The sequence below is a fragment of the Pseudomonas marginalis genome, from assembly GCF_001645105.1.
In the GTDB taxonomy this organism is placed as follows: Bacteria; Pseudomonadota; Gammaproteobacteria; order Pseudomonadales; family Pseudomonadaceae; genus Aquipseudomonas; species Aquipseudomonas petroselini.
The window spans coordinates 28,878-43,531 of record NZ_LKEG01000025.1; the positions used below are offsets into that span (position 1 = coordinate 28,878).

Annotated in this window: 13 protein-coding genes; 3 read left to right on the forward strand and 10 right to left on the reverse strand. The window is 56.9% G+C overall.

The genetic code is table 11. The features are described 5' to 3' along the window. Window positions 1-38 precede the first annotated feature (38 nt). A complete protein-coding gene (locus tag AO064_RS04300) occupies window positions 39-1,247 on the forward strand; it encodes a pyridoxal phosphate-dependent aminotransferase (protein WP_064052515.1) in 1,209 nt (402 codons plus the stop codon). Between the two features lie 49 nt (window positions 1,248-1,296). Here AO064_RS04300 and AO064_RS04305 read toward each other — a convergent pair whose 3' ends face one another. The 10 genes from AO064_RS04305 to AO064_RS04350 all read right to left on the reverse strand — a co-directional run bounded on the left by AO064_RS04305 (window position 1,297) and on the right by AO064_RS04350 (window position 12,216). Then, a complete protein-coding gene (locus AO064_RS04305) occupies window positions 1,297-1,977 on the reverse strand; it encodes a GntR family transcriptional regulator (protein ID WP_064052516.1) in 681 nt (226 codons plus the stop codon). A gap of 268 nt (window positions 1,978-2,245) precedes the next feature. Then, window positions 2,246-3,439, reverse strand: a complete 1,194-nt coding sequence (locus tag AO064_RS04310) for a maltoporin (protein ID WP_371916660.1) — start codon at window positions 3,437-3,439, stop codon at window positions 2,246-2,248. 179 nt (window positions 3,440-3,618) lie between these two features. Next, window positions 3,619-4,608, reverse strand: coding sequence for an ABC transporter permease (locus AO064_RS04315; protein ID WP_064052518.1), 990 nt, complete (start codon window positions 4,606-4,608; stop codon window positions 3,619-3,621). After that, on the reverse strand, window positions 4,605-5,549 hold the full coding sequence (locus AO064_RS04320) for an ABC transporter permease (protein ID WP_064052519.1): 945 nt from the start codon (window positions 5,547-5,549) through the stop codon (window positions 4,605-4,607). Before AO064_RS04320 ends, AO064_RS04315 begins: the two co-directional genes overlap by 4 nt. After that, window positions 5,546-7,084, reverse strand: a complete 1,539-nt coding sequence (locus AO064_RS04325; RefSeq protein ID WP_122256173.1) for a sugar ABC transporter ATP-binding protein — start codon at window positions 7,082-7,084, stop codon at window positions 5,546-5,548. The genes AO064_RS04320 and AO064_RS04325 overlap by 4 nt, the downstream gene beginning before the upstream one ends. A gap of 60 nt (window positions 7,085-7,144) precedes the next feature. Then, on the reverse strand, window positions 7,145-8,233 hold the full coding sequence (locus AO064_RS04330; protein ID WP_064052521.1) for an ABC transporter substrate-binding protein: 1,089 nt from the start codon (window positions 8,231-8,233) through the stop codon (window positions 7,145-7,147). A 66-nt stretch (window positions 8,234-8,299) separates the two neighbouring features. After that, window positions 8,300-9,043, reverse strand: a complete 744-nt coding sequence (locus tag AO064_RS04335; RefSeq protein ID WP_064052522.1) for an SDR family oxidoreductase — start codon at window positions 9,041-9,043, stop codon at window positions 8,300-8,302. 57 nt (window positions 9,044-9,100) lie between these two features. Then, window positions 9,101-9,391, reverse strand: a complete 291-nt coding sequence (locus AO064_RS04340; protein WP_064052523.1) for a putative quinol monooxygenase — start codon at window positions 9,389-9,391, stop codon at window positions 9,101-9,103. A gap of 10 nt (window positions 9,392-9,401) precedes the next feature. Then, entirely contained in the window at window positions 9,402-10,778 is a 1,377-nt protein-coding gene (locus AO064_RS04345; protein ID WP_208602887.1) for an NAD(P)-dependent alcohol dehydrogenase, read from the reverse strand. Window positions 10,779-10,884: 106 nt separating this feature from the next. Then, window positions 10,885-12,216, reverse strand: coding sequence for an MFS transporter (locus tag AO064_RS04350; protein WP_064052525.1), 1,332 nt, complete (start codon window positions 12,214-12,216; stop codon window positions 10,885-10,887). A 282-nt stretch (window positions 12,217-12,498) separates the two neighbouring features. Here AO064_RS04350 and AO064_RS04355 point away from each other — a divergent pair, with 282 nt between their 5' ends. Then, window positions 12,499-14,151: a GMC family oxidoreductase gene (locus tag AO064_RS04355; RefSeq protein ID WP_064052526.1), complete on the forward strand. Its 1,653-nt coding sequence runs from the start codon at window positions 12,499-12,501 to the stop codon at window positions 14,149-14,151. After that, window positions 14,148-14,636, forward strand: a complete 489-nt coding sequence (locus tag AO064_RS30635; RefSeq protein WP_064052527.1) for a hypothetical protein — start codon at window positions 14,148-14,150, stop codon at window positions 14,634-14,636. Before AO064_RS04355 ends, AO064_RS30635 begins: the two co-directional genes overlap by 4 nt. The last annotated feature ends 18 nt before the right edge of the window (window positions 14,637-14,654 follow it).

Genomic DNA, 14,654 nt, shown 5'->3' on the forward strand with positions numbered 1-14,654 from the left:
CATTCACGCACTATCAACGAATGCTGAAGAGTGGCCCCATGCAATTGCTCGGAAATCTGCTGAAAGCGGTTAAACCCTCGCCCACGCTGGCAATCACGCGCAAGGCCGCCGAACTGCGCCGCAATGGGGTAGATATCATCAGCTTGTCGACCGGTGAGCCGGACTTTCCCACCCCTGATCACATCAATGCAGCTGCCAAAGCGGCGATTGATGCAGGCCAGACCCGCTATACCGATGTGGATGGAACTCCGGAGCTCAAAGCGGCGATCGTTCGCAAGTTTCAGCGTGAAAACGGCATCACCTACACGACCGACGAAATCAGCGTCGGCACCGGCGGCAAGCAAGTACTGATCAATGCGCTGCAGGCCACCCTTAACCCTGGGGATGAAGTCATCATTCCTGCGCCTTACTGGGTGTCCTATCCGGACATGGTGCGCTTGGCAGGGGGCACGCCCGTTGAGGTCCCTTGTGCGGCCCATCAGCACTTCAAGATCACTGCCGAGCAACTCGAGCAGGCAATCACGCCGCGTACCAAGTGGCTGATTTTGAATTCGCCAAGCAACCCGACGGGTGCGGGTTATAGCGCGACTGAGCTTGATCGATTGGGCGCCGTATTGTTGGAGCATCCGCAGGTCTACGTGCTGACGGACGACATGTACGAGCACCTGAGTTACGACGGATGGGTATTTTCCACCCTGGCTTCGCAGGTGCCGGCATTACATGATCGCGTGCTGACCGTGAATGGCGTTTCAAAGGCGTATTCAATGACGGGCTGGCGCATTGGTTATGCGGGCGGTCCTAAACCTTTGATAGCCGCCATGGCCACCATTCAATCGCAGACCACCAGCAACCCCTGCGCGATATCCCAGGCCGCTGCCGTGGCAGCGCTGGACGGGCCTATCGACTTTCTGTCTGAGCGTAATGAAGTGTTTCGTCAGCGCAGGGATCTTTGCCTGGACGCTTTTAACACTACCCCCGGCCTGGTATGCCGCCGTCCGGAGGGCGCTTTTTATCTCTTCCCTTCATGCTCGGGGCTGTTCGGGCGCAAAACGCCAGCCGGTGAGGTACTGACGAATGATGTGGATGTCTGCCGGTACCTGCTCGAAGCTGCGCAGGTGGCGGTGGTACCGGGTAGTGCGTTTGGCCTGGAAGGGTATTTCCGTATTTCTTTTGCCACGTCGACCGCGACGTTGGAGCACGCCTGCAAGCGTATCACCAGTGCATGTCTCGCGTTGACGGCGCAATGAACATCCGCGCGCGTCAGGGTGCCGCGTCGATGATCCTGGCGTGAGTTGCCTACTGCTCCGTGCTTGATTCCAGAACCTCGAGTGCCGCGTTTTCGGCATTCTTGATGTGCAGGGTGGCCATGCGTTGGGCACCTTCGCCATCACGGTTTTTGATGCAGGCCAGCAACTCATCGATTTCAGCCAGGCTTTCGCGCAATCGTTCAGGCCTGGAGAAAGATGTTGCTCGAAGCAGGTTGATACGACTGAGCAGTCCCTGGAGTACTTCAGTGATCAGCCGGTTGCCGCAGCAGCCGAGCAACACGTCATAGATTTTTGATTTGGCTTCAATCAGTGCGCGGCGATCCGGATTGCTGGACTGCTTGTGCAGGTTGTTGACGGCCTTACCCAACTTGACGATATCTTTATCGGAGGCAAGCCTGGCAAATTCATGGGCTGCAAAACCTTCAAGAAGGCCACGTAGCGCGTAAAGTTCGCGAGCTTCAGCAATGTCCAGGCTGGCGACCACCGGGCCCCTGTGCGGCACGATCACGATCAGCTTTTCAGCTTCGAGCTTACGCAGGGCCTCTCGAAGGGGCGGGCGGCTCACTTTAAGCATCTCACAAAGCTCGCGCTCCACCAGCCGTTCTCCGGGGGCGAACCGTCCATTCATGATGGCCTCACGCAGGAAGCTCTCCACATGCCCTCTGAGTGTTTCAGGGCGGCTCATTACCGGCATTGCATCACTACTCATAAAACTCCCGCCTTTAGGTCACACACAGCTTGATGCGTAATAGATCTGTTTATATTAATAGCAGATTGTATGCAGGTAGGCTTGTAGAGCCATCATATGGAGCAGCACACAGGCTTTGCGGCGTAATTGTAATACAATGTTGACGGGTATTCATATTCGGCCGCTGATGAAGCGACCCTGCAGAAAGCCGGGGGGGAAAGGGCGACGCGCCTTTAAATTGATGAGCGCTCGCCGCGGTGTGCGGCGAGCCTTGATTAAAGCAGCTCGTTTATTTCCACCAATACTCGATCTGTACGCCAAAATTTGAACCGTTGCGACTGGTGCCGAATGCACCGCTATCAGATAGCGCCGTTCCTGGCACGAGCTCTGATGCCGCCTCTTGCGCTGCCTTGTTCCACTGCGCATAGGTGTAGTACAAGCGGATTTCCGGTCGGGCCCAGAAGTCTTGGCCGGCAGGGGACCAGGTGGGCGCAACCGTAAATTTATTCAACTTGCGCATGCCGCCAGACGCATTCACTTGGTCATGGCCCACTTCGGTGACGAGTTTGATATGTTCCGTCAGTGCATAGCTCGGACGTACCCCAACCGACAACCAGCTTTGCCTGCCGCCGATATCGCGTTCATCTTGCTGATACACCACGTTGAACTGGCCCCCGAAACGCGGCGTTACCTGCCAGTCGAAATACTCGACGGCACGCCAGCTGCGCGAGCTGTCGTCCAGCGTCGGATCGCCGGTGTAGCCCAGCCCCGTGCCCGAGCCCTCGCCGTACTGGAGGGCAAATGTGTTATGCCCTCCCAGAAACGGCGTTTGCTTGTGTTGGGCGGTCACTGCCCAGCCGTTATGGACTTGCTCGCGATTCGGCTTTTCGATGTAACTCAACCCCAGTTGAAGTACACCGCCGGGGTTCACTTGAATGCCGTCGACATTGAAGTCGTGGCGGTTTATGTAGTCGCGCTGGAATACGTTGTCCTTACGCGAGAAGGCATAGCTGTACTTGTAGTCGCCTAATTGAACATTCTCCACGCCAGCGCCTGTGGCACTCTGGTTCCAGTAAAAGTAGTCTGAAATCAGCACGTCGTTTCGTTTGTAAAACCGTCTGCCTGCCCAGAGCGAGCCGCCGTTGAGCGCGGCTACATTACTCCATTGGCCGTACAGTTGGGCCATCCTTGCCCAGCCGTCATCACCCGTGAATTCAGGGGTATGCCCGTAGCCTTCATAGAAGGCTGCCATGCCATCCACGCTCAACACCGACCCATCATCAAACTTCGCCAGGTCTTGTCGCAACTCAAGTTCACTGTACTGCTCGCATTCGTTTCCCAGCCGATACTTCGACTGTGCTCCCGGAAGCTGGAAGCAGGATTGAGTGCCGCCACTGGAGGACCCACCCGCACCTGCGCGCAAGTAACCCGAAAACTCCAGTGCATGTGCCGACAGTGGGAACACTATCGACGAGCAGGTCATCACTACGACGTTTTTTATCTTTCTGTTCATGAAGGTGTCATCCTTTTTATTATTGTTTTGCATTCAAATGACTAACTAACAGCGACGCGTCATCGCCCCTGGCATGTGGAGATGCCAAGGGTGGTGATTCAGAAAGTATGAGAGCGTCAGGCCCGGCTATGCGGGCCTGACGTGGCGCTTTATTTTTGGCGAACGCCGGCGCTTATCGCTGCCACGGCGATGACCAGGCCCTGTACCATCAGCTTGCCGGGCTCCTGGATACCGAACACGGTCAGTGCCGCAAAGAGGTAGCCGAAGGCGAGCACTGCGATAAACGGGCCCATCACGCCGCCGCGCGCGCTGCCGAATGTCACTGCGCCCAATATCGCTGCCGCGATGGCATTCATTGCAATATCCAACCCTGGTTTGATACTGCCGACCCCCAATGCCGATGTCTGTAGCAAGGCCCCCATCGCCCCTAAAATGCCCGCTGCGACGTGGCTGATGAAGATCACTCGCTGAACGGGCAACCCGGAGATGGTCGAGGCCTTCGGGCTGTCGCCGATGGCTGCTAAAAACTTACCGAATACCAGTGTGCGCAACGCCAATGCGAACACGATGGTCAACCCGACCCATATGTAAACCGCGTATGACAACCCCAAAAGCCGTTCGCTGGTTACCAGGTTGAGCCATTTAGGAACTGCCCCAGGTGGCTGTCCTGTGGTCAACCAGGAAACAGCGCCGAGCAGTACCGTCGTCATGCCCAGCGTGATCATCACGGCCGACGCCCGAATGTAGGCGATAAAGATGCCGTTGAGCACGCCCACCAGCATCCCGAGCAGAATCGGGATAATGACGATAAGCGCAGGATGCAGGCTGGAGAGTACGCCTGATGTGACGAGGTAGATGGTCATGGCGGACACACCGACAACCGAGAGGTCAATTGACCCGGCTCTCATCACCAGTGCCTGCCCCAATACGATGATGCCCAGTGGCGCACACTGGCGCAGGATGATTGAGGTGAACATCGGGTTCAACAGGTTGTTGGCGAAGAAGGCAATGATCACCAGCAGCGCGGCGAGTACCAGATAAGAGGGGGGCAGTTGCAGGACCCAGTGCAACACGGTTTTAGCCCGTTGGCTGGTCGTCCTGGCTGCTAGGGGTAACGGTGTATAAGAGCGGGCGTTCATAGACCAATCTCCTTGCGACGTTGCAGGCTTACCACTGCCAGCAGCAGTAACCCTTTCACACCGATCTGGATAAAAGCGGAAATGTTGGACAGGTTCATCGCATTGCCGATCAGGCTTACCAGCAGTGCGCCCACTACAGTGCCCAGCAGGCTGCCAACCCCGCCGCTTAGTTGAGCACCGCCTAACGCCACTGCCGTCACCGAATCAAGGTTGAACGCGTTGCCGACTTTGGCGTCGCCCGAGGACAGACGGCCCGCCAGGTAGAGACCGGCAATGAACGCAAACAGTGAGCTCAACAGGTAAGCAGCAACGATGATGCGTTGTGTATTGATGCCGTTCAGACGCGCATTCTCGGCACTGCCGCCGGCGGCAAACAGGTGAACACCAAACGGCCGGCGATACAGCAGCCAGGCCGCCGCCGCTACCGGTACGCCGATCCAGAACAGTGACAAGGGCACACCTGCGACATCGCCGTTTACCAGCGCGGTCAGCCAGGAAGGCACATCACCGCCTGGTATCGGACGCAGCAGCAGCGCCAAACCTTGGGCAAAGCTCATGGTTGCCAGCGTCATGATAATGGGGTGAACGTTGAGCCTGGCCACCCCAACCCCGTTGATCAGGCCGATTGACAGCGCTGCCAGCAGGGCGATGCTGAAGGTCATCGCGGCCGGGTAGGGCATGGCCACCAGGGTCGTGGTGAGACTCACGACAGCACCGTTGGAAACATCGAGGCCGCCAGTGACGATGACCATCATTTGGCCAACCGAAGCGAGCACCAGCGGGGCGGTTTGCGCCATGACGTTGGAGAGGTTTTGCCGGGTTAAGAACTCGGGTGAGCTGAGGGCGGCGACCAGCAGGACCAATGCCAGAATCATCAGCGCGATACGCAGCGTGCCACTTCTTGAGTTGCGAGGCATGGCGAAAAGATTGAGGGCGCTCATAAGGCATGAACTCCTGTGTGGGAGGCGACGTGTACATTCGCGTGTTGCGTGCCAATGGCGGCGCGCAAGATGCGTTCTTCGGTCGCCTCCGACCCGCTCATTTGCGTGACGATCCGGCCCTCGTGGATCACCAGGATTCGATCGCACAAGCCGATCAACTCCAACAGCTCGCGTGAAAGCACCAACAGTGCTCCGCCCTGTTCGACAAATTCGCGCAGCAGGCGGTAAATCTCAGCCTTGGCGCCGACGTCCACGCCGCGCGTCGGCTCTTCAAGAACGATGACGTCGACCCCCGACGCCAGCCAGCGGCCGATCAAGGCTTTTTGCTGGTTACCTCCTGACAGCGACTTGACGATCACCCGCGAATCGCCTTTGCCAATGTTCATATCGCGCATAAGCCCGGCAACCACAGATTTTGCATTCGTCAGGATCGAGCCAAGGGGGCGTCCTATTTGCGTACCCAGCGCGATGTTGTCGGCGATCGACAGGTTTAAAAACAGACCTTCGCTTTTCCTGTCCTCAGGGATGAAGCCCAACCCGGCTCGAATCATCGGTTCAATACCGTTCGATGGCGCCAGCCGGATCGTAGCGCCGGTGGAGGGGGACATTTTGACAATGTCCGAATGCGCAGCCGCTTTGAGTCCGACGATGGCGCGTGCAATCTCCCGCTGGCCCTGGCCCTCCAGGCCGGCCACGCCCAATATTTCGCCGCGATTGAGGGTGAATCGGACGTCGGGCGAATGCGCTTCGACCTTGAGTGCACGTACGTCGAGTGCCACCTTTTTGGCGACTTCGCCGCGCGGCGGGAAAAAATCGACGAGGTCTCGGCCTACCATCAGTGCGACCAATTCATGCTCGGTCAGTGACGCGGTTGGACGCGTGGCGACATGCCGACCATCTTTCATCACCGTCACGGTGTCGCACATTTCGAAAATTTCCCGCAACCGATGTGAGATGTAAATGATCGCCTTACCGGCGTCCCTCAGCTCGTAGATGAGCTGTTGCAGCCGCTCTACGTCGGCGGCATTGAGCGCGGCGGTCGGCTCGTCAAAAATGAAGATGTCAGCATTGGCGGATATGCCCTTGGCAATCTCGACGGCCTGCTGCTGAGCGACGGTCAGGTTTTTTACCAGGGTCTTTGGGTCGAAGTTGAGTCCGACCCGAGAGAGTATTTCGGTGGCTTTTTCCTCGGCGGTTGCGTAATCCATCGCTCCCATTCGTGTGCGCGGTTCGCGTCCCAGGAAGATATTTTCCGCGACCGACAGATTAGGGATGAGCGTGAACTCCTGGAACACCGTGGAGATGCCCTTGTGCAGCGCATCAAGAGGGGATGAGAGCACCAAGCGTTCGCCGTTGAGTTCCAGGCTGCCGCTGTCTGGTTTGTGCACGCCCGCGATGATTTTCATAAGTGTGGATTTGCCGGCGCCGTTCTCGCCGGTCAATGCATGGATCGAACCTTTTTCGAGTGAAAAGTCGATGCCATGCAACACAGTGGTATTGCCAAACGTTTTGATGATCTTCTGTGCGCGTAGCATGGTTGATCCTCCGGTTAAAGGCGCAGGCATGCAAATGCCTGCGCGTTGGCGTCATCAGGACTACTTGGTGCCGTAGTATTTCTGGAGTTGCTCTTCCGGTATTTCGGAAGGGCTCCAGAAAGCATCCGACAGGTCCATGCGCACGTATTTATCCAGAGTTTCGGTAGTGACCGGATCGGGTCGGTTCACGTAATGCTTGTAGACAGGCTTGCCCTCAAGCAGCGCAACGGCAGCGCGTATTGCCGCAGCGCTCAAGCCGGGTGGGCAGATGGGGCCGATGGATTTCAGGTTGTCGGTCTTCCAGCGGCGCAACCAGCCGTTCATGGCTTCGCCAGTGATCGGGGGCAGGGTGGCTACCCCCATTTGCTGCAGTGCATCGGCGCAGCCGAGCGACATGTTCGCGCCGTCAGCCCAGATGCCGTTCACTTCAGGGTTAGACAGGTAGAGGCTTTCGCACATGCGCTTGGCATCATCGTAGGACCAGTTGGCATATTGATCGGAAATGATCTTGATGCCTGGCGCGGCTTTGAAGGCTTCCATTGCGCCTTTGTAGCGATCCTCATCAACCGGGTGCCCCGCGACGCCCCGCAGCAACCAGATGTTGCCTTTGCCGTTAGTCTGCTTGATAAGGTATTCGGCCATCACCTTGCCGAAGAAGAAGTCGTCTCCCTGGATCTCGGTGGTGAATTGGTCGGTACTGGTTTTGCCCAGGTAAACGACGACGGGGATACCTGCGGCGCGGGCTTTCTCGATACCTGCCGAAGCTGATGTGGTGGTCAGGGGCGCGACGATCAGCACATCGACTTTTTGGGCGATGAGGTCTTCAATGTCAGCGGCTTGCTTGGACTGACTGAGGTCCGCACTTCGGAAGAGGTATTCCTTGATTTGTGGGATACCTTTGACGGTTTGTTCGGCTTCATGAGCGGTTTGATAGGTATGGGTTGAACCGGCAAGACCGTAGTGGCTCATACCAATTTTCCAAGGTCCTTTTTTCTTGAATTCGTCAGGCTTGGTCTGGGGGTTGGTCCCGCTCGCTGGCGCGGTATCAGCCAACAGGTAGAGATCTTCGGCGAAGACTACGGGAGCACACAGGGCTACGGTGCAAGAGAGGCTGAGCGCAGCCGCCCACCGCTTGATGGATGATTTCATGCTTGACTCCGTTATTGTAATTATAAGCCAGCGACCGGGCAGCCAGGCTGCCCGGTAAACCCAGGGTTAGAACGGTTGTGCCGTAGGACGGATCAGGATTTCGTTGACGTCGACTTCCGGCGGCTGGGACATCGCGAACGCGATAGCGCCAGCGATGGCGGTGGCTTTCATCGCAATGTCGCGAACTTTCTTTTCTTCGGCCTTGGCTTCGACGTCAGTGATGGTCGAGGCCAAGTTGGACTCAACGGCACCCGGCGAGATGATGGTGGTGCGAATGTGCTCACCAATCTCCTGGCGCAGGCCTTCGGAGATGGCACGTACCGCAATCTTGGTGCCGCAATACACCGCGCTGTTGCGGGTGACGATGTGGCCTGCCACCGATGCGATGTTGACGATATGGCCGCTGTTCTGCGCTTTCATCACGGGCAGGGCAGCAGCAATGCCATACAGGACGCCCTTGATATTGATGTCGATCATGGCGTCCCACTCATCTACTTTGAGGGCCTCGATCGGGGACAGTGGCATGATCCCGGCGTTGTTCACGATCACGTCCAGGCGGCCATAGGTTTCCACGGCGACGTCGACAAAGTGCTGAACGTCTTGGCGGCGTGTGACGTCGACCACTACGTGAGTGGCAGTGCCGCCAGCGCTCTGAATTTCCTTAACGATCTTTTCCATCGCGGACACGGTATTGGCAGGCGCACCAATGACGACTTTGGCGCCCAAGCCGGCCAAGTGCCTTGCAGTTGCTTCACCGATACCGCTGCTGGCGCCTGTAATTGCTACAACTTTGCCTTTTACGTTTTCCATTTTTGTTGCCTCGTATTGTTGTTTTAAGGGAACGCATCATGCTTGTGGAGAGGTTTACTAAAGCTTGCGATAGGTCTTGACCGAAATAGGCTCTGCCAACAGTGGATTGAGCCTTTCGACTGTTTTGGCGACATGCTCACTATTGGCATGCCCGTCAACGTCTTCTTGAGTTGCCCACCCATCGACGATGACGAACTCGCTGTTGTTTTCGGTCGATTGGTACACGTCGTAGAACAGGCAGCCTTTCTGCTTCAGCGATGGACCGGCCAGACCCTGGATCAGGGCGCTGCCTTGCGTAATGCTCTCGGGTTTTACGGTGAAGCTGGCAACCACATAGATGGCAGTCATAAGGGCTCCTTCAGAAAAGCAAGACGGGTTTGATGACCTTGCCGGACTCGGCATCGGCGATGGCTTCGTTGATCTTTTCAAACGGGTAGTGCGTGATAAAACGCTCGAACGGAAACATCCCTTCCTGCTGCAACTGCACCAACTGAGGGATGAATACCTGGGGGATCTGGTCTCCCAGAATCACGCCCTGAAGCTTGCGGTTGAATGCAATCCAATCGAGGAGGATCGGGATGTCTTTGCCCAGGCTATCGAGACCGAGCAGGGCGCAGTGACCACCTGGGCGAGTCGACTCGACGGCGTTACGAATAACGTTGGGCAAACCGACGGCATCGATGCTGAAGTCGGAACCGCCGTCCGTGATTTTCTGAATCTGCTCGACGATATCCGTCGCACGACCGTTGATGACGTGTGTGGCCCCAAGGTCCTTGGCCATCTGCAGGCGCGAGTCGTGCAGGTCGACGGCGACAATCACGCTGCAACGTCGGATCTTTGCCGCCATGATTGCCGCCAGGCCTACCGCACCGCAGCCGAATATTGCGATGGTGGAGCCCACGGGCGGCTGCATCGCGTTCATGACGGTGCCGGCGCCCGTGGCCATGCCGCACCCCAATGGTGCTGCGATCTTCAAATCAAAGTCTTTGGGCAGCTTTACCGCATTGTTTTCTGTCGCGAGGATGTAGCTGGCGAACGAGGACTGGCCGACGAAATTCGATGCAATGTCCGCATCCAGGATGGCGCGTTTGCCGTTGGGCCGAGCGCCGGTCAGGTTGTACTGGACGTAATTCCTGCAGTTCATCGGGTGCGCGCGACGGCAGTCTGAGCAGTAGCCGCAGGAACTCTGGCTCAGTGCAACGTGATCGCCCACCTGCAGGCTTTTTACGTCGCTACCGACTGCCTCGATTATGCCGACGCCTTCGTGGCCCGGGATTACCGGGTGCTTCGGGCCAAAAATACCGTCTCGCAACAGTAGGTCAGTGTGGCAAATACCCGTGGCGACCGTGCGGATGAGGATTTCATTCCCCTCCGGTTCGGCGATCGTCAATTCTCTGAGTTCTAGCGGGCTTTTGGCCTGGGTGGCCACTGCAGCAATCATACGAGGCATGCGGACGTGCTCCTTAGGCGTCTTGAAGACGCTCATGAATGACTTGCAAGTATTCAGATGCCCGGCGGCGTTGTTATCGGTGGTACCGATAAATGCGGCGTAGGCAGGTCTGAAGTATAAATTTTTGTGTTTTTGTATTACAATATTATTGATCTGTTGTAAGCGAATATATCCGAACAAAACCAAATTGCAATAGGTGATCGGCAGCTTTTCGGGACGTGCCGGATATTTTTTCCATGTGGGCTGAAAGCCCCGAATATTGGGCGCGCAGGCGTGCCTGGCCACTGATCGAGCCATTTAAAAGGTGAGACGGATAAGGGGATATACCGGGTGTTTACTCGCTTGCGATCAGCAAGGAAGGCACCCGGTCCAAGCGTTTGAAATTGTCAGGTCAGATGTTCTTGAGGTCTCGCCGGAATGTCTCCGGGCTGATGAACATAGTGGTTGCCGCAACCAGAGCGCTCAGGGTCATCATGAGGATCACTGCCCAAGGAGAGCCGTCAGCCCAAAGGATTAGTGCGCTGGCAAGCATTGGGGTAATCCCCCCCAGCAGAATCGAGGCCGCCTGGTAGCCGATTGAAATCCCGGTATAGCGCACCGCGGTGGGGAACAGTTCTGAGTAATAGGCCGCCAGTGTGCCGTAGACCGGACCATGGCCGAGGCAAAGTACCGCGATAAGCGCTATCGCCAGCAATACCAGCGAGCCACTCATGGCCATCAAAAAGAACGGGTAGGCGGTGATTGCGATAAATAACGCGCCCCCTATGAATACCGGACGGCGCCCGATGCGGTCCGAGACGGCACCCCAGAAGGGGATTGAGACAATGTTGAATAGCGCCGCCAGCATCACCACCAGGAGCACGTCGCTCTTGGGTATCTGGGTGTACTGCGACACAAAGGCGAGAATGAACACGGTGTAAATATAGTAATTTCCACCTTCTGCAAAACGCACGCCCAGCGCCAGAAGCAGTGGCTTGCGTTGAGTCGTGAACACTTGCGAGATAGGACTTTTTCGCTGCGCGACAGACTTTGTCATGGCTAGAAAGGCCGGTGATTCTTCGGTCTTGAGCCGTATGAAAAGACCCACTGCAGCCAGCAAGACACTGAACAGAAAAGGAATACGCCATCCCCAGCTAAGGAATTCCGATTCTGGTAATGCAGACGCCGCAGCGAACGCCGCTGAACCCAGCACCAGGCCCGTAGAGACGCCGGTTTGGGGGAATGCTCCCCACATGCCTCGACGATTATCAGGCGCATGCTCCACGGCCATGAGCACGGCGCCTCCCCATTCTCCACCCACTGCAAACCCTTGCACGACGCGCAGCAGTATTAGCAGTGCGGGGGCCCACATGCCGATCTGTTGGTAGGTCGGTAGCATTCCGATCAATGTTGTCGAAACGCCCATGAGCATCAGGGTCAGTACCAGGGTTTTTTTACGCCCCAGTCTGTCGCCCATCTGTCCCGCAAAAAAACCACCCAGCGGCCGTGCGATGAATCCTACGGCGAACGATCCAAATGCCGCGATGGTGCCAGCAGCAGGACTGAAGTTTGGGAAAAAAAGGTGGTTGAACACCAGCGCAGCGGCGACGCCATAGAGCGTGTAGTCGTACCACTCAATGACGCTGCCTATGACGCTTGAGATCAATACGCGCCGTTTGCCCGCATCAATTCTGTCTCCCGGCAATGACATTTCCCTGGTGAGGGGAGAAGCTTTAGTAGTCATATTTCTACCTTATTATTGTATTACAATATTAGCGTCCTACTATCGCACTCTAGGAGTTCTTCACGCGTCTGCCAAGTGTTTGGATTGTCGTTGTTGGCGCTGTGTTCTGGCGGACGACGAAAGGTCATAGGCGCAACCTCTCAACACTCACCAGGCTGAAGCAGCGTGAATCAGTATTCTTGACATATTGTAGTACAATAATATAGCGTGAATTTGCTCAATAAATACAATAAAGGGTGCCGGGAACCCATGGTCCGCACCCATGCGCAAATGAGGTCTTCAATGGTCATCGATACCGGTCTGAAGGAAGTCTTCGATTACATCGTCGTAGGTGCAGGTACAGCCGGATGCGTTCTCACCAACCGTCTGAGCGCTGGGGGCAAGAGCGTTTGTGTGCTTGAGGCGGGTCCTCGTGACACGAACCCGCTGATTCACATCCCTGCGGGGTACATCAAGAATATTTACAGCAAGACGTTGACTTGGAATTTCGAGGCAGAGCCGAGTCCAGGTACCAACAATCGACGCTTTTCGCTGCCTCAGGGGCGGGTGTTAGGCGGATCCAGCTCGATCAATGGTTTAAATTACGTCCGCGGCCAAGCCGCTGATTACGACGGTTGGGCCGCCGCAGGAAACCCAGGCTGGGCCTACCAGGACGTGCTTCCCTATTTCAAACGCTCAGAAGCGTGGGAAGGCCCGGAAAACGCTACGTTTCGTGGTCGCAGTGGTGAGCTGCCGATCTCGCCCCTGGACTGGCATCACCCGGTCAGTAACGCGCTGGTGGATGCCGCTGAGTCAATCGGGATTCCACGCAATCCGGATCACAATGCGGGCAGGCAGGAGGGCGTGGGGTTCTTTCAGCGCACGATTCACAACGGGTTTCGCTACAGCTCCGCCAAAGCGTTCCTGCGTACGGCGGAAAAACGCAAGCACGTCAGCGTACGTACCGATGCCCAGGTGACGAATATCATTTTTGAGGGCAAGCGTGCGGTGGGCATCCGTTACATCCAGGGTGGCCCTCATGGCAAGGTGGTCGAAATTCACGCCCGGCATGAGGTGATCCTGTCTGCCGGTGCACTCAATACCCCGAAATTGCTGCAGATTTCCGGCGTGGGACCGGTCGATGTGCTGGCTGAGATTGGTGTTCCGGTCGTGCATGCGCTGGAGGGCGTGGGGCGGAATCTGCGCGATCACTATGCGGTTCGGATGGTTTCGCGCGTTAAGGGAATCCGCACCATCAATCAGATGGTGCAGGGCCCCGCGTTGTTGCTGGAAATCGGGCGTTGGTTGCTACGACGCCCCAGCCTTCTGGCGGTCAGCCCTTCCCTGGTTCACTTGTTCTGCAAATCCGATCCTTCGGTTGATCGCCCGGATCTGGAGTTTGCGTGTTCACCTGCCAGCTTTCGTGAGGGCGTCGTGGGCCTGCTCGATTCTCACCCTGGGCTTACGTTAGGCGTATGGCAGGAGCGCCCCGAGAGTTTGGGGTATGTGCGTGCGCGCAGTCGTGATGCGTTCGACAAACCGATAATTCAACCCAACTACCTGGCCCACGAGACGGACCAGCAAGTCCTCATTGGTGGGATGAAAGTGGCCCGCCAGCTTTTCCGCAGCCCCGCCTTGGCACGATTCGTTGAGTCGGAAACCTCTCCGTCCGCTGACCTGCAGACCGATGATGAGTTGCTCGACTTCGCCAGGCGCATGGGCACCACGGTGTATCACATGATGGGCACGGCCCGCATGGGCCCTGAAGATCAGCCGTTAACCGTGGTTGACGCCGAGCTTCGCGTGCATGGTCTGCAGGGCTTAAGGGTGGTAGACGCCTCCATTATGCCGTCGATGCCCTCTGCCAATACGAACGCGACCACCTACATGATTGCGGAAAAAGCCGCCGATATGATCCTGGGGCAAAAACTCCCGTCAGTTGAGATCGGCGCATGAAGGGGGCAAGTGTTGTGCTCACGAGGGTCAGTTCCTCGGCGGGTTTTGATGACGCCACCGTCGCTTACGCGGCGGGCGCCCAACGTGTTTTCCAGCAGCTTCAAGACGCGGCAAGCAGGCTTGCCGCTGTGTTGCTGGCGATGTCGTTTGAGCGCTCGAGAGCCGCGCTGGATCATGCTGCCCGCCTGGCGGCTGTCGCGCAGATAGCAGAGGGCCGGGATCTTTTGCTGGGCCTCACATCAACCCAAAGGACTGCGCATTTTCACCGGCATATGAAGGGTGGGCTGGAGCGCCTCACACAAACCGCCAAGGCGATTGACGGCACCTTGTCAGGCCATTCAGCGGCGCTCGATCCATTACCTCTGTTGCAAGCGGCGTGGAAAGAGCTTGAGTCTGCATCCCGATGCTTGCCGGGATTCGAAGTGGTGGATTTCAGCCATTCATGCTGTGCCAATCACGCGGCTGTAATCGTGAGCAATACGTAGACAAAATCCCAACAACAA